Source organism: Bacillus kexueae (assembly GCF_022809095.1).
GTDB classification, from domain to species: Bacteria; Bacillota; Bacilli; order Bacillales; family Aeribacillaceae; genus Bacillus_BZ; species Bacillus_BZ kexueae.
Genome location: NZ_JALAZE010000003.1, coordinates 142,086 through 165,308 on the forward strand (window position 1 = coordinate 142,086; position 23,223 = coordinate 165,308).

The following is a 23,223-nucleotide window of genomic DNA, read 5'->3' on the forward strand; positions in this document are numbered from 1 at the left end:
TAGCAATACTTATCAAGAGTGGTGAAGGGAACTGGCCCAATGAAACCCGGCAACCTGCATAAGCAAGGTGCTAATTCCAGCAAAATGGGATCCGTTTTGAGAGATAAGTAGAGAACAATGCCTCGATTTTATCCTCAGACGATTTAATCTTCTTTTTTCAGCACCTGCGATTTCATTTACACTATATCCCGATTTAACCACTTGGAATAAAAGGAATTAGTTTCATTAGAGGGGGATTCATCATATGAATGAAGAAGAGCGTCTAGATGAGTTAATGGTAGAAATAAAAAAGATGTTACAAGATTTGAAGTTTGGTTCCATTACACTTGTCGTACAAAATGGAAAGGTGATTCAGTTAGAAAAAAGTGAAAAGGTCCGTTTAACATAAAAGCGCTGACTAGACAAACTAGAGGCGGTTTTAGCTGACAATCATGATGAAGGCTAAAACCGCCTTTTCGTATACAAACGCTTCGTGCAAATTAGTACCCGATAAGGGAGGAATAAACGTGTTAACTTATGAGAATTGGGAAAATCATTTGTTTAATTCTCAAACGGAAACAAAAGGTGCGATTGAAACATTAGCATGGGCTTATGAAACATATAATTCGGAAGAAATCGTTTACGCATGTAGCTTCGGGATTGAAGGAATCGTGTTAATTGATTTAATCCATCAAGTTCATAAACAAGCAAACATTGTGTTTTTAGATACAGGTCTGCACTTTCAAGAAACATATGAATGCATTCAAAAGGTAAAAAAACGATATCCTACCCTATCTATACAGTTGAAAAAACCTTCCATGTCATTGGAAGAACAACAACAAACTTATGGTGAAGAATTATGGAAACACAATCCGAATCAATGTTGTTACATTCGAAAGGTATTACCACTTGAAGAAACTTTAAAACCTGTAAAAGCTTGGATTTCAGGCTTAAGAAGGGAGCAATCCCCAACCCGAAAAGAAGTACAATTTCTCAATCAAGACCATCGGTTTAAAAAGGTGAAGATTTGTCCGCTTATCCATTGGACTTGGAAAGACATTTGGAGATATGCCCATAAACATCAATTGGATTACAACATTTTGCATGATAAAGGGTATCCAAGCATCGGGTGTCAGCCATGCACAAGTCCCGTATGGAATGAAGAAGATTTACGTGCTGGAAGATGGCAAGGGAAAGCAAAATTGGAGTGTGGACTACATGTTCAACCGGAAGGGTCGTAACCGATGGAATGGATTGCTGTTATCATTAGCTGCTTATTTGCGATGAATATTGGAGCGAGTGGTGCAGCGGCTTCGATGGGAGTTGCTTATGGATCTGGTGCTATTCCTTCAAAGCGGATTGCGTTAATTCTTTGCTCCATAGGAATATTGTTCGGTGCCATCATTGGGGGAGGAGAAGTGATCAAGACGATAGGCGAAGGCTTAATGAATGAGAGTATCTTAAGTCCGAAGATTGTCGTCATCATATTAGCTTCTGCAACGGTGACGTTAATGATGGCCAATTTATTAGGAATTCCACTATCGACCAGTGAAGTAACGGTAGGTGCGGTGGTAGGAGTAGGGGTTGCATTCCAATCATTATATTTTGATTCCATTTTTTTTATCGTCTCTTTATGGGTAATGGTTCCGATTGTCGCGTTCTTCCTTACCGTTTTTTTTCAAAAGCTCATCAATCAATTTGTGACATCGAAGAAATTAATCACTTCCAAGTATATAAGTTATGTGCTAATTATGACTGGATTTTTTGAAGCATTTTCTGCTGGAATGAATAACATTGCCAATGCAGTCGGTCCCCTTGTCGGAGCAGGAATGCTAACGGAAGGTGATGGTAAGTGGCTTGGCGGTATCTTTGTAGCTCTCGGGGTCATACTTCTTGGGAAAAATGTGTTAGAAACGAACGGTAAACGGATTACGCATTTAACAAAATTAGAAGGTATCAATGTTTCAGCAACAGGTGCAACGTTAGTCATCATAGCATCACTTTTTGGTATCCCGATTCCGATGACACAAATCACCACATCATCTATTTTAGGAATTGGCTTTGTAAAAGAGAAACGAGCCGTTTTTGAAAAAGAAGTCGTCAAAAGACTTGTAAAAATATGGATCGTTTCACCGCTTGCTTCATTAATCGTTTCATATGCGCTCGTTCAAGCATTCGTTTTTTCAAATTGGTACTCATTCATCATGGTGTTTATCGTTTTTATAGCAACAATTATTTTTATTAGCTTAATGACTTCATTCTTTAATCCAAGTAAACATATTTATTTAAGGAGGAATTGAAAATGACGATTCAACCACATGGAGGTACGCTCGTCCAACAGTTTAATCCAAATGCATCATTGGAAGATGTTCAAAACAGCATTGAGGTGGATGTGATGGCTCTATCTGACTTAGAGCTCATCGCAATCGGTGCATATAGTCCTTTGACAGGCTTTTTAAATGAAGAGGATTATCACTCAGTCGTTCAAACAATGCGTTTGAAAAATGGCGTCGTATGGAGTATCCCAATCACACTACCTGTTACAAAAGAAAAAGCTCAAGAGCTTCAAATTGGAGAAAAAGTGGCGCTTACGTATTTAAACGTACCGTACGGTGCAATTACGATTGAGTCGATTTATTCACCGAACAAAGAAGAGGAAGCAGAGCATGTATACAAAACGACTGATCGAGAGCATCCGGGAGTACGAAAATTGTTTGACCGAGGTGATGTATACATCGGGGGAGAAATTGTTCTCATTCGAAAGCCTGGAAAGCCTTTTCCGAATGAAACATTTGAGCCAGCTGAGTCAAGACAATATTTTGAAAATCAAGGGTGGAAGACTGTTGTCGGCTTCCAAACGAGAAATCCAGTACATCGCGCACATGAATACATTCAAAAAACAGCTCTTGAAACCGTTGACGGACTATTTCTTCAACCGCTTGTTGGAGAAACGAAAAAAGATGATATCCCGGCAGATGTTCGGATGAAAAGCTATGATGTCTTGTTAAAAAATTATTATCCGCAAAATCGCGTGTTATTAGGAGTTTTTCCTGCTGCGATGCGGTATGCTGGGCCGAGAGAAGCGATTTTTCATGCAATCGTACGTAAAAATTACGGCTGCACACACTTTATTGTAGGTCGTGATCACGCAGGGGTTGGAAACTATTATGGAACATATGATGCACAAAAAATCTTTTCAAACTTTGAAAAAGAAGAACTTGATATTACGCCGATGTTTTTCGAACACAGCTTTTATTGCCGAAAATGCGACAGTATGGCATCGGTGAAAACGTGCCCACATGATGAGAAGGACCGTCTCATTTTATCTGGAACGAAAGTGCGCACTCTCCTTCGAAACGGTGAACCACTGCCAAGTACCTTCAGTCGGAAGGAAGTCGTTGAAGTACTCGTAAAAGGATTAAATGTACCTAGTTAAAGGAGTGATTGATGATGGCATCCAATTTAACATGGCATGAAGCATCCATTACAAAACATGAACGTAGAGAAAAGCAAAAACACCATAGTTTTATTCTTTGGTTTACGGGACTATCAGGATCAGGCAAATCGACTATTGCCAATCAACTTGCAAAAGCTTTATTTCAAAAAGGAATTCATACGTATGTATTAGACGGAGATAACATCCGTCACGGGCTGAACAAAGATTTATCCTTTTCTGATGAAGATCGAAAAGAAAATATTCGCCGTATTGGAGAAGTGTCAAAGCTATTTGTAGATAGCGGTCAAGTTGTCATTACCGCCTTCATTTCACCTTTTCAAGAGGACCGTGATCAAGTTCGAGAACTTTTAGATGAAAACGAATTTGTTGAAGTATATATTGAATGTCCAATTGATGTTTGTGAAGAGCGCGATCCTAAAGGTCTTTATCAAAAGGCAAGAAGCGGAGAAATTAATGGTTTTACAGGAATTGATGCTCCGTACGAACCACCTGTAAATCCAGAAATTACGTTAAATACGGCACACAAATCAGTAGATGAATGTGTTAAAGCATTAATCACGTTTCTTGAAAAGAAGAAATGGGTGTAGGAAAAGGAGGAAACATATATGCCATACGAGAAGATATGGAAGGACAATGAAAAACTCAACAAGACCGAATTAAAAAAGTTAGAGAAGGACGGTCTTGAAATATTCCAAGATATTGAAGAGTATGCGAAGACAGGCTTTGACTCCATACCTGAAAGTGAGTGGGATTTATTTAAATGGGCAGGACTTTATTTACAAAAACCTAAAAAAGCGGGATATTTCATGATGCGAGTGAAAGTTCCATCTGGACTTTTAACGTATGACCAAACGGTGACACTTGCCAACATAGCAAAAGATTATGGTCGAGGAGTGTTTGATATTACGACTCGACAAGCCATTCAGTTTCATTGGTTAACAATTGAACAAATGCCTGATATTTTCGACCGTTTAGAGAAGGTAGGATTATCTTCAGCGGGAGCGTGTGGCGACATTACCCGGAACATCGTCGGAAACCCACTTGCAGGAATTGACTCTAATGAAATCATGGATACAAGTCAACTTGTTAAAGAAATCGACGCCTATTTCGATCGTAATGAAGATTTTTCAAACCTTCCTCGTAAATACAAAATGTCGATTAACGCTAGCGTATACAATTCATCGAATGCCGAGATTAATGACGTTGCCTTTATTCCAGCGAAGAAGGTTCTAGAGGGGGAAGAAAAGCTCGGATTTCATGTGAAAGTAGGAGGAGGGTTATCAGCAAAACCTTATCTAGCCGAATTCCTTGATGTCTTTATTCTTCCTGAACAAGTAAAAGACGTCGCCATTGCAATCACTACCATTTTCCGTGATTTCGGATATCGTGAAAAGCGACACCGTGCACGTTTAAAATTCCTCGTTGCGGATTGGGGACCTGAAAAGTTTACAAAAAAATTGTTGGAATATACAGGTCCATTACCGACAAAAGGAGAGGATTTAACGAAGGGGTGGAATGCGGGCTTTATTTACGGTGCGCATCCTCAAAAGCAAGAAGGATTTAGTTATGTAGGCTTTAATGTCCCTGTCGGTCGTTTGAACGCAGAGGAAGTTTTGGAAATTGCAGAAGTGGCTAAAAAATACGGAAACGGGGAAATTCGCACATGTAATTCACAAAACTTCATAATTCCGAATGTTAAAAATGAACATGTCGATGCATTGTTAAAGGAAAAGATTTTTCAAGGTAGAATTTCAACTAAACCACATTCCTTCACTGCCTATTCTGTATCTTGTACAGGAATTGAGTACTGCAATTTAGCTCTCGTCGAAACGAAAGAGCGTATGAAGCAGATTGCTGCCTATTTGGATGATGAAATTCAATTGGATGTACCAGTCAGAATTCATATGGTAGGATGCCCGAATTCCTGTGGTCAACGGCAAATTGCTGATATTGGACTTCAAGGCGTGTTAATGAGAACGAAAGATAAGAAAATGGTCGAAGCGTATGAATTATATGTCGGTGGAACATTATTAAACGGTGGAAAGTTTAATGAAAAATTAAAGGGGAAAGTACCGGCTGAACAACTACCGGAAGTTCTGAAACGTTTCCTCTTATATTTTAAAAATCATAAAGAGCAAAACGAAACGTTTCTTCAATTCTATCAGCGAGTAGGTCTGGATGAATTACAGCAGCAATTATCCGATGTAATTGAATCCATCGCAGTGTAACGGAGGTCGAAATGTACTTGTACAAATTTTTCGTCCAACTAGCAAATCAAAACCTTCCTGTCATCGTCGTAGCCAATAATGACGAAGCAGCATTTGATCAAGTTGAAGTGGAACTCGAAAAACATTATACGAAGCTCCCTTCTTTCGAACATATAACGTTAACAGAGAAGAAGAAAGTGAAAGGCCGAGCAGCCTTCGTGATAGAGCGAGAGGAATGATAAAAGGGGGATTGAAATGGGGAAGGTTTATATCGTAGGAGCAGGTCCGGGAGACCCGGAGCTAATTACTATTAAAGCTTTAAAATGCATTCAAAAGGCGGATGTCATCATGTATGACCGCTTAGTAAACAAGGAACTCCTATCTTATGCAAAAGAAGGAGCGGATCTTATTTACTGCGGGAAACTACCAAACTACCATACGATGAAACAAGAAACGATTAATAAATTTTTAGTAAAATACGCAAAAGCAGGTAAAACGGTTGTTCGGCTGAAAGGGGGAGACCCTTATGTATTTGGAAGAGGTGGAGAAGAAGCGGAATATGTGGCGAAACATCAAATCCCTTTTGAGGTGGTACCAGGTATAACAGCGAGTATTGCCGCTTCTTCTTATAGTGGAATTCCGTTAACCCAACGAAATATAAGTGGCAACGTTACAATTTTAACTGGGCACCGTGTAAACGAAGAAAATCATTTACTTAACAATTTATCCTTTTTAAAAGCGGCGGATACACTTTGTATTTATATGGGGATTGGCAACATTGAAACGATTCAAGCCCAATTATTAAAAGCAGATAAATCGGAACAAACACCTGTAGCATTTGTGGAATGGGCGTCAACGGACAAACAACGAACCATTATTAGTTCCATCGAAAAGATGGCACATGATGTTAATGAAAAAGAAATTGAAAATCCATGTCTTATTATCGTTGGAGAAGTTGTCAAGTTTCATTCGAAACTTAATTGGTTTGAAGATGTCCCTTCTCGTTCAATGATCGTTGAAGCAGGTGCTTCTCAATGACAAAAGCTATCCTTTACGTCTTTCATGGTTCAAGATTAAAGGAAGCAAAAGAAGAGGCATTCACCTTTTTTAGGCACTGTCAGAAACTCACGCAAGTACCTATTCAACATGCTAGTTTCCTAGAGCTTTCTGAACCAACCATTGAACAAGGCGTTGAAGAATGTGTGAATGAAGGGGCGACCGAGATTGGCGTCATCCCGATTTTGTTATTTCGTGCGGGCCACGCGAAATACGACATCCCTTCCATCTTAACGAAATTAAAAGAAAAGTATCCTGAAACGTCGTTTTCGTATGGAGAACCTCTTGGTGTTCATCAATGGATGATCGACATTGTAGTGGAGAAGGTGCGAAGTGTCACGACAGCGCAAAAGCTATCTGAGATCTCTCCTCAAATCGTGCTCATTGGTAGAGGAAGTAAAGATAGAGAAATGCAACAAGATTTTAATACACTTTGTCAATCGGTTGAAAATGAGTTAGGCATGAACACAACTGGCTGTTACTTAACAGCTGCAAAACCTTCGTTTCACGAGATCCTTTCAACAATTAAGGGAAAAGAAGCGAATCAATTGTACATTTTTGTTCCGTACTTAATTTTTACCGGATTACTTTATAAGCAAATTGAACGCGACCTAAAAAGCGAGTTGTCTAATCGAATACAATGGCAACTAACAGACTACATCGGGCAACACCCGAATATCCATCGGCTTGTGTCGATTCGGGCGCAAGAGGCCAGTAATGTAAATATTACATAGGTGTATAGGATTGAATATCTATACACCTTTTTTCTTTGTTTATCTTTCTTTTATATAACTACCTAAAACAATTACTTTTATTACTTTTTTGAAGTTTACTTGACGAGTGTACCGTTTTTATTTTTTCAAAATGTTTATTTTAGTTCTCGAAATGGCATATAAAGTGGACTCGATAAGATGATTGTCACCAATCTTTTCTCTTATGATAAGTGCCTCTTGGAAGAAAGATAAAGCATCATGATATAGCTTTTGGTCAAATAAGTTTTTTCCTTGATGCTGATAAACATAGTGAAGATAAGGTTTGTATATTGGATGTTGTTCTGCTTGATGTATAAGTTTGGTGAAAAAGGTGTTGGAGCGTTTAAATTTTTTCATCCATTGGTATGTATGGGCGAGGCGAATTTCGTTTATAAATACACCCGTATCGCTAAAGTAGTGACTCATGGAGTTGAATGGCTTTAAGAAGGTAGACTTCGCTTTCTTTTAACTCATTAATAATTCGTAAATAGGTACCAATCATTCCGCATATTTTGGCGGAAGTTAGGGGATTATGCTGGCCAATTTGTAATTGTGTTTTAAAATAGTCAATTCCTTTTTTCATCTGTATCGGTTGGTCGGGGATTTCTCGTAAATGAGAGTTGAAAGTAAACGTCATATTATAAGGATTTGTTGGAATATCCAAGGAAAACATCTCCTTTAAAAATGTAAGAACGAGGCTGACCAATAAGTACAGCCCACGCTCTTCGTCAATTCATTTTGGTAGTTGTTGCTGAAAGAAAGGACGGTCTCAACTGGCTTGACTTACACTTGTCCACTTCGGCATGTGCTGCTCATCATGTTCCGCAGTCACCTTCGATTGAATGAACCTATCTTTCACTCCTACAAAGGAAAAAGTGGTTATTTCGCTTGCTTTCGCATGGCGATTATTTTTTCTTCATCTGGTGTAACGTAGACTGTTTGTTGCCCTTCGTAAATGACAAACCCTGGTTTGGCACCATTTGGCTTTTTTACTTGGCGAATGGTCGTGAAGTCTACAGGAACGGAGCTTGATTGCCTAGCTTTACTGAAGTAAGCCGCTAATTGGGCTGCTTCGTATATTGTCGTTTCAGTCGGTTTTTCCGATCGGATGACGACGTGTGAGCCGGGAATATCTTTCGTATGTAACCAAATTTCATTTCGCTTCGCTAATTTATTAGTTAAATACTCGTTTTGTTTGTTGTTCTTCCCGACGAGAATCTCTGTCCCATCAGTTGAATAATATGTTTCGAGCTCCGGTTTTGTTGGCTTTTTCTTATGCGCTTTATGTTTTGCCTTTTGTTTTAAGTACTCGCCTTCAATAAGCTCCTCTCGAATTTCATTGACATCCTTTGGAGATGCTGTCTCAAGCTGTTGAATGAGTCGGTCAAAATATTCGATTTCTTCCTCCGCTTTTTGAATTTGTTCTTGAACGACGGAAATCGAATTTTTTGCCTTTTGGTATTTTTGGAAATAACTTTGGGCATTCTCTGCCGGTGTTTTTAAAGGATCTAGTTTAATGGTTACGGTTGGACTTTCCTCTTCATAATAATTGATGACTTCGACTTCCTGATCTCCTTTTTGAACCATGTACATATTAGCGGTTAAGAGTTCACCGAGAAGCTGATATTTATCTGACTTTTCGGCCTCTTTTAATGTCTTTTCGAGCTTTTTAATTTTGTTTGCGTTTTTCTTCCGCTCATTCAAGATAAATCGTTCTAAATCGTGTCCTTGTTGCTTCACGCGATCTCGTTCTGCTTTTCCATAATAAAATCGATCTAACAGTTCGCTAAATGACTCAAACGATTTCTTTTCCCCATCTATATGTTGAAGTGGAAGGGCGTAAAATAATTCCTTCTTTTCAGAAACCATCATCGTTGGAGCCTGCTCATGACGAATACGACTGATGATTTCAACGAAAGCTTTCGGAACTGTCGAGCGATTGGCTAAGCCTGCTTCATGTATGATTTCTTCTGCTATTAATGGAGAGATGCCGGCAAACTGTTCAACGATCTGTTCTTTCATTTTCCCTTTGTTAAAATCGAGCTTTTTTAACACCATTTCTTCATCCGCCTCAAAAGGAGAAACCTTGTCCTGTTTAGGTGGATATACGTAGGTGTGTCCTGGTAAAACAGTACGATGTCGGTTCATCGCGGGGGATAGGTGTTTAATACTGTCTAGAATCATATTTCGTTCTTTTTCTACTAAAATGATATTACTATGCCGACCCATAATTTCGATAATTAATTGTTTGTATGAAATATCCCCAATTTCATTTCGCGCTCTTAATTCAAGGACAAGCATTCTTTCCAAACCCGGTTGCTCCACATTTTCGACGATGCTTCCCTCTAAATGTTTGCGCAAAAGCATACAAAACATAGGGGGTTCTGCTGGATTATCGTACGATTCAGTTGTGACATGCACACGTGCATAACTTGGGTGTGCTGAAAATAAGACTCGGTAGTTGTTTCCTTGGTTCCTAATTTGAACGATGAGTTCATGTTTATATGGTTGGTAAATTTTTGTCACCCGTCCACCGACTAATTTTTCCTTTAGTTCATTTTTCATACAATATGTAAATAGACCATCAAACGACATAATGAACACCTTCTTTATTTAGTCCTAAAAATGTTATCCAAATCAACAAACGAAGGCAAGCATTACGCTTGCCAGTCAAGTTCGTGAAAGAATTAGCTAAATTATAACATGTTTTTGGACGAGGCTGAATAAGTTGGTTTTAGAGACAAGTTCGAGTTTCGTCGCAAGTTGAGAGGTACTAAGTACTTTTACGGTAAGGGGTGTTCGTCGTTTTATGATTTGGCATAAGCTAACGATACAAGAAGTGATGGAATCCGTTCATTCAAATGCTGAAAGAGGTCTCGAAGAGGAGGAAGCTCAAAAGCGATTAAAAAAGGATGGCTATAATGAAATGCAAGAGGCAGAACGCGCATCGGCGTTCATTCTCTTTATTAGTCAGTTCAAAGACTTTATGGTTTTAGTTCTCCTCGTCGCGACGCTTGTATCGGCACTACTTGGTGAATATATCGATGCCATTGCAATCATTGCCATCGTACTTTTAAATGGTGTGTTAGGTTTTATTCAAGAAAGGAAAGCTGAAAAGTCCCTTGATGCCCTAAAGGAGTTATCTGCTCCATTTGTGTCCGTGTATCGAAACGGGGAATGGACAAAAATCCCCTCCAAGCAATTAGTCGTTGGCGATATTGTCAAATTTTCTAGCGGTGATCGAATCGGTGCCGATATGAGAATAATAGAAGCGAACGGCTTAGAAGTAGAGGAGTCGGCTTTAACTGGTGAATCAGTTCCGGTACTAAAGAATGAAGTTCCGATTATGAATGAAGATATTGGAATTGGAGACAAAGTCAATATGGTATTCATGGGAACGTTAGTCACGAGAGGCTCTGGGGTTGGAGTTGTCGTCCATACAGGAATGAAAACGGCAATGGGACAAATCGCCAACCTTCTCCAAACAGCCGAAACAATGATGACGCCTCTCCAGCGTAAGCTCGAACAGTTAGGGAAAATCTTAATTGTTGTCGCGCTACTACTAACGGTTTTAGTAGTACTCATTGGAATTATTCAAGGTCACGACATGTACAAAATGTTTCTTGCTGGTGTTTCACTGGCAGTAGCAGCTATTCCAGAAGGTTTACCAGCTATTGTGACCGTAGCCTTATCTTTAGGCGTTCAACGAATGATTAAGAAAAAGTCAATTGTTCGGAAGCTCCCTGCTGTTGAAACCCTTGGATGTGCGTCAGTAATCTGTTCTGATAAAACAGGAACAATGACTCAAAATAAAATGACTGTTACACACATTTGGGTAGGCGGGAAAATGTGGGGTGTAACCGGTACCGGTTATGAACCATCAGGTGAGTTTCTTACAGGAGATCGAACCGTTCATCCGAATGAGGATAAAGCACTCATGCAAATATTGTCGTTTGGTATGCTAGCTTCTCAGGCTGAAATTCGGATGAAAGCAAGTGATTATATATTGGATGGGGATCCGACAGAAGGAGCTCTTGTCGTAGCAGGAATGAAGGCGGGTCTGACAAAAGAGAAGCTTGTTGAGCAATTTTCCGTTATAAAAGAATTTCCGTTTGATTCAACGCGAAAAATGATGAGTGTAATTGTACAAGACCAAGGAGGCAAGCGATATGTAATCGCGAAAGGAGCCCCTGATGTTTTAGTTTCAAACTGTCACGATGTGTTATGGGATGGTCGAAAAGAATCGTTATCAAATCGAAAGCATACGGATATTCAAGACACAATTGAACAACTGGCAAACAGAGCACTACGAACCATTGCTATTGCTTATAAGCCTTTAACGAACGAACAAGGGTCCAACATAACTCAATGGGAGGCAGAACGAAACTTAACTTTGATTGGCATTACAGGGATGATTGATCCCCCGAGAAAAGAAGTAAAAAAAGCAGTAGCAGATTGTAAACAAGCGGGGATCAAAACCGTCATGATAACAGGAGATCATGTGATGACGGCGCGTGCCATTGCAAAAGAGTTAAATATACTACCACCTAATGGAAAGGTATTAGATGGTCAAACGTTATCAAACATGACAGTGGAAGAATTAGAATCGGTTATCGATGAAGTGTACGTATTTGCTCGTGTTTCACCTGAACACAAACTGAAAATTGTGAAGGCGTTCCAAAACCGAGGACATGTTGTGGCAATGACAGGAGATGGGGTAAACGATGCTCCTGCAATTAAAGCGAGTGATATCGGAATATCGATGGGGATTACCGGTACGGATGTCGCAAAAGAAGCATCTTCATTAATTTTAGTCGACGATAACTTTGCTACAATTCAAGATGCGATAAAGGAAGGCCGCAATATTTATGAGAACATACGAAAATTTATTCGCTACCTATTAGCGTCAAATGTTGGGGAAATTTTAGTTATGCTCTTTGCGATGATTTTAGCCTTACCATTGCCACTCGTACCAGTTCAAATTTTATGGGTAAATCTCGTCACAGATGGATTGCCTGCCATGGCTTTAGGGTTGGATCCAGCGGAAGGAAATGTCATGAAACGTGGGCCGCGTCATCCAAAAGAAGGAATTTTTGCAAGAGGGCTCGGGTGGAAAATATTATCTCGTGGTTTTCTAATTGGTACGATGACTTTATTAACCTTTATGATAGTATATGCTCGGGATCCAGAAAATTTAGCTTATGCACAAACTGCTGCTTTCAGTACACTTGTACTTGCACAATTGATTTTAGTTTTTGATTGTAGAAGTGAAAAATCAATATTTGAACGAAATCCGTTTAGTAATCCGTATTTAATCGCAGCGGTTATTTCATCTTTATTACTCATGCTCGTTGTCATTTATTATCCGCCGCTTCAACCAATTTTTCACACTGTACCAATTCAAAAACATGACTGGTTATTAATTGCCGCGTTATCAAGTGTGCCAACTTTTTTACTGGCTGGGTCACTTTTAACAAGAAAAGATAAGTAAAATATGTTATAATGCAAGAAGGTGATAGATGAGAGATTCTATGACCTTTCTTTTTTGCTTGGCTCATCATCTCGTTTCATCCTCATTGCTACAATGTTCGGAATGCATGACGAATTGTGGATGAGAGCCGTATACATACGTTGTTTTCATCAGGAATGGGAATTCTTTAGGCTACTACGTTTACGATATGACGGTACCAATTCGTCATTCATGAAAGTTGCCTAAAATGATGATGTTCCTAAATGAAAGCAACACAACCCGTTTACGCTCAAATATAGAAACGGAAGTGATGAAATGGTACATAGTATGACTGGATTTGGGCGATCAGTTAAAGAAAAAGGTGATTTTCATGTAACCGTTGAAATGAGGTCGGTGAATCACCGTTTTTCAGAAGTGAGCATTCGAATGCCACGCCATTTATTCTATTGTGAAGATAAAATTAAAAAAGTTATTCAACGAAAAGTGAGTCGTGGGCGAGTGGAAGTATACATAACGATTACGGGCGAATCGATTGTTCAACGTTCGTTACATGTGGATTGGCCACTTGTCGATCAATACATAGAAGCCTTAACGACGATGAAAGAAAAATATGAACTCAATGATGATATTCAAGTTCAACATATAATTGGACAACAAAATGTATTTGACATTCAAGAAGAAAATAGTGAAAATGATGTACTTGTAGAGCTCGTTTTAGAATCGGTTGAAGAAGCGACTGCCCATCTTGTTGAGATGAGAAAACGTGAAGGTGAACAGCTAACGATTGATTTACACGATCGACTTGAAGAAATGAAGACTGTTACTTCTCGTATTGAAACACAAGCTCCCCATGTCGTTACAGCATATGAAGAACGAATTCGTAAACGTATATCCGAATTTTTATCGGGGAATATTGATGAAAATAGAATACTAACAGAAGCGGCCGTATTTGCTGATAAAGCGGATATTTCTGAAGAGGTGACGCGGTTAAAAAGCCATATTCAACAATTTGCAGAAACGCTGGAAAAAAGTGAGCCGATTGGGCGTAAATTGGACTTTATCGTACAAGAAATGAATCGTGAAGCCAATACGATTGGTGCAAAAGGCAATGACCAAATGATCGCGAAGGCAGTTGTTGATCTAAAGAGTCTCATTGAAAAAATGAAAGAACAAGTTCAAAATATTGAGTAATTTTTTGTCGGTGGGGGGAGCGAACAGATGGGGATTAAACTAATTAATATCGGTTTTGGGAATATCGTATCAGCTAATCGGATTATATCAATTGTCAGTCCGGAATCAGCCCCTATTAAACGAATCATTCAAGAGGCAAGAGATCGGGGAATGTTAATTGATGCGACATATGGACGCCGCACGCGAGCGGTCGTCATCATGGATAGTGACCATATAATTCTATCTGCTGTACAACCAGAGACCGTTGCGCAACGATTGACAAGCAAAGATGAGCTATCAGATGAAGGGTAGGGACAAATTCGAATGTTAAAGCGAGAAAGAGGATTATTAATCGTATTATCAGGTCCTTCCGGTGTAGGGAAGGGAACTGTTCGTAAAGCGTTGTTTGAACAAGATGACGTTCATTTTGAATATTCGATTTCGATGACAACAAGAAAGCCGAGAGAAGGCGAAGTTGATGGCGTAGATTACTTTTTTAAATCAAAAGAAGAATTCGAGCAATTAATCAAGGAAGAGAAATTGCTTGAATGGGCAGAATATGTAGGTAACTATTATGGAACGCCAATTGAGTATGTAGAGAAAACGTTAAATGAAGGAAAGGACGTATTTTTAGAAATCGAAGTGCAAGGCGCGCTTCAAGTGAAAAAGTCGTTTCCGGAAGGGTTATTTATTTTCCTCGTACCACCTAGCCTAGACGAATTAAAAAATCGAATTGTAACACGTGGTACAGAATCTGAGGGACTAATTCAAAACCGTATGAATGTGGCAAAAGAAGAAATCGAAATGATGCATGCATATGACTACGTTGTCGTCAATGATCAAGTTGATTTAGCTTGTGAACGAATTAAGGCGATTGTCACAGCAGAGCATTGCAGACGAGAACGTGTTGAAAAACAATATAAAAAACTGTTGGAGGCTGAGTAAGAATGCTTTTTCCTTCTATTGATTCATTAATGAATAAAATTGATTCAAAATATACGCTCGTTTCCGTTGCAGCGAAACGTGCACGTCAAATTCAACAATTTGATGATCAACAATTAGAAAAAACTACGTCTACAAAATTTGTAGGGAAGGCGTTAGAAGAAATTGAAGCGGGCCTTCTTCATTACGAAAAGTCCGAGTCAAATTAAGAATGTAGGCAAATTCTTGTAAGCTACAAATACGAGAATGCTTAATTTCTCAAAAAATCTTTATGATAGGCTCTTTTCTCAAAAGATTGATTAGTACGAATAAAATACATTGTTTAAGGTCATTTATACACTTCAAAGGAGCGGGAGGGCACCTGACACCTCCGGGATGAAGAGGACAGCTCTCCCCACAGGAAAAGTGTCTAAACCGTAATGTTAATTCAATTTGAAAATTATCGTAAAAGCAACAATGTATAGAAAAAAGCCTTAAGTTAAGATAACAACCTTCTATAGGTTGTTATTTTTTTCTAACTTACAATCGCTTTCTCTTAAGAAGTTTTAAGTTAGAAGAAATGCTGAGTATCAAATCGATAAGAGGCGTTTTGTGAGCGGTCATTGTATAATAACGGAAGAGAGAATTCGTATTTAGAAATGGGGGATTGAAGGTGAAAGGGAAAAATATACTTCTTTGTGTGACGGGAGGAATTGCCGTTTTTAAAGCGGTTCATTTGACAAGTAAACTAACGCAGGCTGGTGCGAATGTAAAAGTCATCATGTCACAATCAGCCCAAAAATTTGTCACCCCATTAACGTTTCAAGCATTATCTCGTCACGACGTATTTATCGATACTTTTGATGAGAAAAACCCAGCGGTTATTGCACATATCGATTTGGCTGATTGGGCCGACCTTGTAATTGTTGCACCTGCTACAGCAAATGTCATCGGAAAGATGGCTAATGGAATTGCTGACGATATGATTACGACGAGTCTGTTAGCCACGACAGCACCAGTTTGGATTGCGCCTGCGATGAATGTTCATATGTATGACCATCCAGCTGTGAAGCGAAACATTGAAAGGTTAGCAAGTGATGGTTATCAATTCATTGAGCCATCAGAAGGATTTCTTGCGTGTGGATATGTTGGGAAAGGTCGATTAGAGGAACCAGAAAAAATTGTCACGTTAGTTGAGACATTCTTTAATCGCCAAGAAAGGAAGACGCGATTAAGTGGATTGCATGTCCTCATTACAGCTGGACCTACGCGGGAAAAAGTTGACCCTATTCGTTTCTTTACCAATCGTTCATCAGGGAAGATGGGATATGCGATAGCAGAGGAAGCGAAAAAAATGGGGGCTTACGTCACGTTGATTACCGGCCCCACTTCATTAATCCCTCCGAAAGGGGTGCAGGTGATTTCAATCGAAAGTGCCGAAGAAATGTATGAAGCTGCTTTAAATTATTATGACAAGGCAAATATTGTGATCAAATCAGCAGCTGTGGCAGATTATCGTCCAAAAATAGTCCACAATGAAAAAATGAAAAAGCAAGAGGGACCATTGACCATTGAATTTGAGCGAACAACCGATATTTTACATGAGTTAGGTAAACGGAAAAACCATCAAATACTCGTTGGGTTCGCAGCAGAAACGAACAACGTTACCGAATATGCGAAGTCTAAACTAGAAAGAAAAAATTTAGACATGATTGTTGCCAATGATGTAACGGAAAAAGGTGCTGGTTTCCAAGGAGATACGAATAAAGTAACGATTATTTCACGTGAAGGAAAAGAGAAGGTTTACCCGCTCATGTCGAAAAATGAAACGGCAAGAGCTATCCTAAATGAAATTGAGTTGCTGCTTCAAGGGGACGAACAATAATGTCATTCGCACGAGTAATTGTGGATGTGCCGACGATGCAAACTGATCGTGGGTTTGATTATCTTATTCCACTTCAATGGAAGGGGCTTGTAAAACCTGGGATGCGTGTCGTAGTTCCTTTCGGGCCACGGAAAGTACAGGGATTTGTTGTAAGCATACATGAGGAGACGGAAGCGAAAAAAATTAAATCGATTGATCAGTTGTTAGATCCTGCACCGATATTAAATGATGAATTGTTGAAGGTTGGCGAATGGTTAACAGAGACTACACTCTGCTATAAAATCACTGCTTTTCAAGCGATGCTACCAGCTGCACTAAAAGCGAAGTATAAAAAAGAAATCATTGTGAGTGAAGGGAAAGACAAGGAAGTTCCATCTGAAATTCTTCGCATTTTTGAACAGCGAAGAGCGCTCCCGTGGGAGGACGTAAGCGGGAGCTCCCTATTTTCAAAGATTCAAAAAGAAATAGTAAAAGGTACATTAGAAGTTCTTTATGTAGTGAATCAAAAAACGAAGAAACGAACGGTTAAACAAATTAAACCTTCCGTATCAAAAGAGGATATTAAATCGTACATAGAAACATTAACCAATCGTGCGAAAAAGCAAAAACAAATTTTATCGTTCTTTTATGAACGGTATGAACCGGTTTTGCTAAAAGATTTATTGGCAAAAATAGAGGGAACTCCATCTACGGTTCAAGCTTTAGTAAAAAAAGGACTGTTAACAGAAGAAGAGATAGAAGTATACCGCGATCCTTATGAAAACCGTTCTTTTCAAAAGACGCAAGCGCTACCTTTAACGGCTGAGCAAGAAAAAGCAATTACGCCGATTCTTTCCTCCATTGAAAAGAACGAACATCAAGTCTTCTTAATGTATGGGGTTACGGGAAGCGGGAAAACAGAAGTCTATTTACAATCCATTGAGCAAGTTTTAAAAAATGGGAAGGAAGCAATCGTCCTAGTTCCCGAAATTTCGTTAACCCCCCAAATGGTCCATCGCTTTAAAAGTCGCTTCGGTTCCAAAGTAGCGGTTTTACATAGTGGATTAAGCACCGGAGAGAAGTATGACGAATGGAGAAAAATATACCGTAAAGAAGTTCAGCTCGTTGTAGGGGCTCGCTCGGCAATTTTTGCCCCATTTCAAAATATTGGTATTATTATCATCGATGAAGAGCACGAGTCCAGCTATAAACAAGAAGAAAACCCTCGTTATCATGCAAAGGATGTAGCAATCTTTCGAGCGAAAGAACATGGCTGTCCAGTCGTATTAGGAAGTGCAACGCCGACGTTAGAGTCGTTTGCTCGAGCTCAAAAAGGGGTTTATACCTTATTACCTTTAAGAGAGCGAGTAAATAATCGACCGTTACCTTCTGTTGAAATTTGTGATATGCGAGAAGAATTACGAAATGGGAATCGTTCCATGTTTTCGACCCATCTTTTGGAGAAGTTAACGGAGCGATTAGAAAAAGGAGAGCAATCAGTTCTTTTTTTGAATAAGCGAGGTTATTCATCATTTGTTATGTGTCGAGACTGTGGGTATGTCATGCAATGCCCACATTGTGATATATCGTTAACGTATCATCGATCCGAACAAAAAATGAAATGTCACTATTGTGGTTATGAAACGAATATGCCAAGACATTGTCCGGAATGTGATAGTGATTATATCCGTTTTTTCGGAACGGGAACACAGCGAGTAGAAGAAGAGCTCACTAAAGTGTTACCGGAAGCGCGTGTGATAAGAATGGATGTCGATACGACGAATCGAAAAGGAGCGCATGAAGCCTTACTGAAAAAGTTTGGTAATAAAGAAGCTGATATTTTGCTGGGGACTCAGATGATAGCAAAAGGACTTGATTTTCCTGATGTGACACTTGTGGGTGTTTTGGCGGCAGATACGAGCTTACGAATACCGGATTTTCGTGCGTCGGAAAAAACATTTCAATTGTTAACGCAAGTGAGTGGAAGAGCTGGTCGGCACGAAAAACCAGGAGAAGTAGTCATTCAAACATATGCTCCTGAGCATTATAGCATTCAACTAGCGATGGAACAGGATTTTGATAAATTTTATCAAAAGGAAATGATCATGAGGAAGCTTCATGCTTATCCGCCTTTCTATTATCTTGTATTAATTACTGTTTCTGACGAAGAAATTTTAAAAGTAGTAGATGTTTCAGAAAAGATTGCTTCGTTTATGAAAAGTAAATTGTCTAATGAAGCGCAAATATTAGGTCCGGTTGCATCACCGATTCCACGTATCAATGATAGATATCGATATCATTGCATGATAAAATACAAGCGGGAATCGGCCTTATTTGATTCGTTACGGACAGTTTTACACCATTATCAGAAGGAAATTTCACAAACGTCCTTAACGATTTCAATCGATGTCAATCCAATGATGTTAATGTAAGCATTCTTATTTTAAACGTTCAAAAAATGTATAGTTCAATAAAGGAGGTCAATTCATTGGCTATTCGTGAAATCGTCACTTATCCTGCAGACATACTTGAAACACCTTGTGAGAAAGTGACGGATTTTGATAAAAAATTAACGAAATTATTAAATGATATGTACGAGACGATGTTACATGCCGATGGTGTTGGGTTAGCAGCTCCACAAATTGGTATAGCAAAACAAATTGCAATCGTCGATGTCGGGGATTCAAATGGTAAAATTGAGCTCATAAATCCCGTCATTATTGAAGAACGGGGAGAGCAAGTGGGACCTGAAGGATGCCTCAGTTTCCCAGGCCTTTTTGGGGAAGTGAAGCGTGCCCATTATGTGAAGGTTCGAGCACAAAATAGACGTGGAAAAATATTTGTATTAGAAGCTAAAGGGTTTTTAGCACGTGCCATTCAACATGAGATTGATCATTTACATGGCGTGTTATTTACTTCCAAAGTAACAAAATATTTGAAGGAAGAGGATTTAGTAGAAGGGTGATTAGTAATGGCAAAGATCGTATTTATGGGGACACCGGATTTTGCAGTTCCTGTTTTAGAACAATTAATTGAAGACAAATATGACGTTGTAGCGGTGGTCACTCAACCAGATAGGCCTGTAGGGCGTAAAAAAGTGTTGACACCACCACCTGTAAAAGTAGCAGCAGTAAACCATGGAATTCCAGTTTTACAACCGGAGAAAATTCGTGAAGAAGCGGAGTGGAAAAAGGTTCTTGAATTTGAGCCGGATTTAATTGTAACTGCAGCTTTTGGTCAAATTCTGCCGAAAGAATTATTAGAAGCGCCTCCGTTAGGTTGCATTAATGTTCATGCATCTTTACTTCCTGAATTACGTGGGGGAGCCCCGATTCATTATGCTATTTTACAAGGGAAGGAAAAAACGGGGATTACCATTATGTATATGGTGGAGAAGCTGGATGCTGGGGACATTATCTCGCAAGTTGAAGTCGGCATAGAGGAATCTGATCATGTCGGTACTCTCCATGACAAGTTGAGTGCCGCTGGGGCCAAATTGCTTTCAGAAACGGTGCCGAATATTTTAAATGAAACGATTCAGCCAATTCGTCAAGAGGAAGAAAAAGCGACCTTTGCTTACAATATTAAACGGGAGCAAGAAAAAATTGATTGGAATAAGACGGGTGAAGAAATTTACAATCATATTCGAGGGCTCCACCCATGGCCTGTAGCATATACGACTTTAGAAGATAAAGTTATGAAAGTTTGGTGGGGAGAGAAGGTGTCAACACAAAATAGTGAAGCACCTGGAACGATTGTGAAGATTGAAAATGACGGGTTTATCGTTTCGACGGGCAACGAGACAGCAATAAAAATTACAGAGTTACAACCAGCAGGAAAGAAGCGAATGAAAGCTGAACAGTTCGTTCGTGGGGCATCAATTGAAGTTGGGATGAAATTCGAATGAAGAAACTAAAAAACGTACGTACAGCAGCTTTAGATGGTTTGTTAGCTGTTGAAAAAAAACAAGCTTACAGTAATTTATTGTTAACTTCTCTCATTGAGAAGAATCAATTGCCGAAGAAAGATATACCACTGTTAACCGAGTTAATTTATGGTACGTTACAAAGAAAATTAACGCTCGATTATTACATTCAACATTTCATTAAAGGAAATAAAAAACTAGAGGATTGGGTCCACAATTTGCTACGTCTTTCCATTTATCAAATGGTGTTCCTTGACCGTATCCCAGATCGAGCTGTATTACATGAATCGGTCGAAATTGCAAAAGCAAGAGGACATAAAGGAATAGCTTCGTTTGTAAACGGGGTTCTACGAAATGTGCAGCGAAATGGTGTTCCATCAATCGATGAGATTAGCAATCCAATCGAACGAATTGGAATTAAGACGAGTACACCAAGTTGGCTTGTCAAACGCTTAGTGGAGCAATATGGATTGGAAGAAGCGGAAGCAATTCTGTTAGAACAACTTAAACCAGCTAAGCAGACGGCTCGTATTAACCGAATGAAAGGTTCGATCGATGAGGTTATTGCTCGTTTAAAAGGTGAAGGGCTAAAGGTGGAAAAAGGAAAGCTCGTGCCAGAAGCTATTGAAGTGATTAAAGGGAATGCAGCTTTAACAGATGCCTTTTCGAAAGGGCTATTAACGATTCAAGATGAAAGTTCAATGCTTGTGGCGAAAGCGCTAGATGTAAAAGAAGATGATCACATATTAGATAGCTGTGCTGCTCCAGGAGGAAAAACAACCCATATTGCTGAAATGCTATCCAATACTGGAAAAGTAATTTCTTTAGATTTACATGAACATAAAGTAAAATTAATTGAAGGCCAAGTGAATCGGCTTGGCTTATCAAATGTGGAAACACGTGTAATGGATGCTCGTAAAGTGGCAGATTACTTTGAAGGAGAAACTTTTGATAAAATCTTAGTCGATGCTCCATGTACAGGATTCGGTGTTATTCGGAGAAAGCCGGAAATTAAATACACGAAAACAGAAAAAGATGTCCAAGCTTTAGCAAATATTCAACTTGAAATTTTACGCGCTGTAGCACCGCTAGTAAAACCTGGAGGCCTTATAGTTTATAGTACTTGTACAATCGATCAAGAAGAAAATAAAACCGTGCTGGAAGCATTTTTACGTGAGCATAGTCAATTCTCAAAAGATACATCGTTATCGGAAAGAATGCCAGAATCACTTCATCCATACGTGAAGGATGGAGAATTGCAAATTTTACCACATTATGTTGGGTCCGATGGTTTTTATATCGCAGCATTAAGAAAGAGGGTGTAAACATCTTGGAAAAAACAACACCAAGAAAAAAGAAAATTGTACAAGGTGGCGACAAGAAGTCTATTTATTCATTGCGACTACCTGAACTTAAAGAATGGCTAAGTGAAAACGGTGAAAAAGCCTTTCGCGCAAAACAAATTTATGATTGGCTGTACAAAAAGCGGGTCAATTCCTTTGAAGAAATGACGAATGTATCAAAAGGGCTACGGGAGAAGTTAGCAGAGACGTTTACCATGACGACTTTAAATACGCTTGTTCAGCAAACTTCCTCTGATGGAACGATGAAATTCTTGTTTGAACTTGCAGACGGGTATTCTATCGAAACGGTTTTAATGCGTCATGACTATGGAAATTCTGTTTGTGTAACTACACAAGTTGGATGCCGCATTGGTTGCACTTTTTGTGCTTCAACATTAGGGGGATTAAAGCGGAATTTAGAAGCGGGTGAAATTGTCGCTCAAGTAGTGAAAGTTCAAAAAGCGTTGGATGAATTAGGCGAAAGAGTTAGTCATGTCGTTATTATGGGAATTGGTGAGCCATTTGACAATTACGACGAAATGATGAGCTTTTTACGCATTATTAACGATGATGATGGATTAAATATTGGAGCACGTCACATTACGGTATCTACTAGTGGAATAATTCCAAAAATTTATCAGTTTGCAGATGAAAATATGCAAATTAATTTTGCTATTTCCCTTCATGCGCCAAATACCGAACTGCGATCACAATTAATGCCAATTAATAAAGCATTTAAGTTACCAGATCTTATGGAAGCCGTACGTTATTATGTAGAAAAGACCGGTCGACGTATAACGTTTGAATATGGACTTTTCGGGGGCGTTAACGATCAAGTGGAACATGCCCAGGAATTAGCAGAGCTCATTAAAGACTTAAAATGTCATGTCAATTTAATTCCTGTAAACTACGTCCCTGAACGTGACTATGTTCGCACACCAAGAGAACAAATTTTCCGCTTTGAAAAAACTTTGAAAAAGGCAGGAATCAATGTAACCATTCGTCGTGAGCATGGGCATGATATTGATGCGGCGTGTGGACAATTGCGTGCAAAGGAGCGAAAAGAGGAGACGAGGTGA

At 39.2% G+C, this 23,223-nt stretch carries 22 protein-coding genes and 1 riboswitch; of the genes, 20 read left to right on the forward strand and 2 right to left on the reverse strand.

Translation table 11 applies throughout. The features are described from left to right. Positions 1-6: 6 nt before the first annotated feature. Positions 7-110: riboswitch (SAM riboswitch) on the forward strand. A 134-nt stretch (positions 111-244) separates the two neighbouring features. The 9 genes from ML543_RS08195 (at position 245) to ML543_RS08235 (ending at position 7,433) form a co-directional block, all read left to right on the forward strand. Then, the gene (locus ML543_RS08195; protein WP_243386774.1) at positions 245-388 is read left to right on the forward strand and encodes a YezD family protein; all 144 of its coding nucleotides are present in this window, start codon (positions 245-247) and stop codon (positions 386-388) included. 118 nt (positions 389-506) lie between these two features. Then, complete coding sequence (locus ML543_RS08200) at positions 507-1,220, forward strand: phosphoadenylyl-sulfate reductase (protein ID WP_243386775.1); 714 nt, start codon at positions 507-509, stop codon at positions 1,218-1,220. Between the two features lie 3 nt (positions 1,221-1,223). Beyond that, the gene (locus ML543_RS08205) at positions 1,224-2,279 is read left to right on the forward strand and encodes an inorganic phosphate transporter (protein ID WP_243386776.1); all 1,056 of its coding nucleotides are present in this window, start codon (positions 1,224-1,226) and stop codon (positions 2,277-2,279) included. Positions 2,280-2,281: 2 nt separating this feature from the next. Then, positions 2,282-3,415 (forward strand): sulfate adenylyltransferase, encoded by a 1,134-nt coding sequence (sat, locus tag ML543_RS08210; RefSeq protein WP_243386777.1) that lies wholly within the window; start codon positions 2,282-2,284, stop codon positions 3,413-3,415. A 14-nt stretch (positions 3,416-3,429) separates the two neighbouring features. Continuing rightward, complete coding sequence (gene cysC / locus ML543_RS08215) at positions 3,430-4,023, forward strand: adenylyl-sulfate kinase (RefSeq protein ID WP_419095361.1); 594 nt, start codon at positions 3,430-3,432, stop codon at positions 4,021-4,023. 18 nt (positions 4,024-4,041) lie between these two features. Next, the gene (locus tag ML543_RS08220) at positions 4,042-5,664 is read left to right on the forward strand and encodes a nitrite/sulfite reductase (RefSeq protein WP_243386781.1); all 1,623 of its coding nucleotides are present in this window, start codon (positions 4,042-4,044) and stop codon (positions 5,662-5,664) included. Between the two features lie 11 nt (positions 5,665-5,675). Then, on the forward strand, positions 5,676-5,882 hold the full coding sequence (locus ML543_RS08225) for a DUF3906 family protein (RefSeq protein WP_243386782.1): 207 nt from the start codon (positions 5,676-5,678) through the stop codon (positions 5,880-5,882). Positions 5,883-5,898: 16 nt separating this feature from the next. Then, on the forward strand, positions 5,899-6,681 hold the full coding sequence (gene cobA, locus ML543_RS08230; protein ID WP_243386783.1) for a uroporphyrinogen-III C-methyltransferase: 783 nt from the start codon (positions 5,899-5,901) through the stop codon (positions 6,679-6,681). Next, positions 6,678-7,433 (forward strand): sirohydrochlorin chelatase, encoded by a 756-nt coding sequence (locus ML543_RS08235; RefSeq protein WP_243386784.1) that lies wholly within the window; start codon positions 6,678-6,680, stop codon positions 7,431-7,433. Before cobA ends, ML543_RS08235 begins: the two co-directional genes overlap by 4 nt. A gap of 427 nt (positions 7,434-7,860) precedes the next feature. On the opposite strand, the gene ML543_RS08240 is transcribed toward ML543_RS08235, so the two are convergent. Continuing rightward, positions 7,861-8,115, reverse strand: coding sequence for a hypothetical protein (locus ML543_RS08240; RefSeq protein WP_243386785.1), 255 nt, complete (start codon positions 8,113-8,115; stop codon positions 7,861-7,863). A 215-nt stretch (positions 8,116-8,330) separates the two neighbouring features. Beyond that, positions 8,331-10,046 (reverse strand): Rqc2 family fibronectin-binding protein, encoded by a 1,716-nt coding sequence (locus ML543_RS08245; protein ID WP_243386786.1) that lies wholly within the window; start codon positions 10,044-10,046, stop codon positions 8,331-8,333. Between the two features lie 214 nt (positions 10,047-10,260). On the opposite strand from ML543_RS08245, the gene ML543_RS08250 reads away from it, so the two are divergent. From ML543_RS08250 to rlmN, 11 genes are all read left to right on the forward strand, one after another. Continuing rightward, positions 10,261-12,942, forward strand: coding sequence for a cation-translocating P-type ATPase (locus ML543_RS08250; protein WP_243386787.1), 2,682 nt, complete (start codon positions 10,261-10,263; stop codon positions 12,940-12,942). Between the two features lie 294 nt (positions 12,943-13,236). Then, positions 13,237-14,112, forward strand: coding sequence for a YicC/YloC family endoribonuclease (locus tag ML543_RS08255; protein WP_243386788.1), 876 nt, complete (start codon positions 13,237-13,239; stop codon positions 14,110-14,112). A gap of 27 nt (positions 14,113-14,139) precedes the next feature. Continuing rightward, positions 14,140-14,403 carry an extracellular matrix/biofilm regulator RemA gene (gene remA / locus ML543_RS08260; protein WP_243386790.1) on the forward strand — a complete coding sequence of 88 codons (264 nt, stop codon included), beginning with the start codon at positions 14,140-14,142 and terminating at the stop codon, positions 14,401-14,403. A gap of 12 nt (positions 14,404-14,415) precedes the next feature. Next, the gene (gene gmk, locus ML543_RS08265) at positions 14,416-15,036 is read left to right on the forward strand and encodes a guanylate kinase (RefSeq protein ID WP_243386791.1); all 621 of its coding nucleotides are present in this window, start codon (positions 14,416-14,418) and stop codon (positions 15,034-15,036) included. A gap of 2 nt (positions 15,037-15,038) precedes the next feature. Then, a complete protein-coding gene (rpoZ, locus tag ML543_RS08270) occupies positions 15,039-15,242 on the forward strand; it encodes a DNA-directed RNA polymerase subunit omega (protein ID WP_243386793.1) in 204 nt (67 codons plus the stop codon). 443 nt (positions 15,243-15,685) lie between these two features. Next, positions 15,686-16,897 carry a bifunctional phosphopantothenoylcysteine decarboxylase/phosphopantothenate--cysteine ligase CoaBC gene (gene coaBC, locus ML543_RS08275; RefSeq protein ID WP_243386795.1) on the forward strand — a complete coding sequence of 404 codons (1,212 nt, stop codon included), beginning with the start codon at positions 15,686-15,688 and terminating at the stop codon, positions 16,895-16,897. Then, complete coding sequence (gene priA, locus ML543_RS08280) at positions 16,897-19,308, forward strand: primosomal protein N' (RefSeq protein ID WP_243386797.1); 2,412 nt, start codon at positions 16,897-16,899, stop codon at positions 19,306-19,308. Before coaBC ends, priA begins: the two co-directional genes overlap by 1 nt. A 56-nt stretch (positions 19,309-19,364) precedes the next feature. Continuing rightward, entirely contained in the window at positions 19,365-19,841 is a 477-nt protein-coding gene (gene def, locus ML543_RS08285; RefSeq protein WP_243386799.1) for a peptide deformylase, read from the forward strand. Positions 19,842-19,847: 6 nt separating this feature from the next. After that, a complete protein-coding gene (gene fmt / locus ML543_RS08290) occupies positions 19,848-20,783 on the forward strand; it encodes a methionyl-tRNA formyltransferase (RefSeq protein WP_243386801.1) in 936 nt (311 codons plus the stop codon). Continuing rightward, on the forward strand, positions 20,780-22,126 hold the full coding sequence (rsmB, locus tag ML543_RS08295) for a 16S rRNA (cytosine(967)-C(5))-methyltransferase RsmB (protein ID WP_243386803.1): 1,347 nt from the start codon (positions 20,780-20,782) through the stop codon (positions 22,124-22,126). Before fmt ends, rsmB begins: the two co-directional genes overlap by 4 nt. Positions 22,127-22,131: 5 nt before the next feature. Beyond that, positions 22,132-23,223, forward strand: coding sequence for a dual-specificity RNA methyltransferase RlmN (gene rlmN, locus ML543_RS08300; RefSeq protein WP_243386805.1), 1,092 nt, complete (start codon positions 22,132-22,134; stop codon positions 23,221-23,223).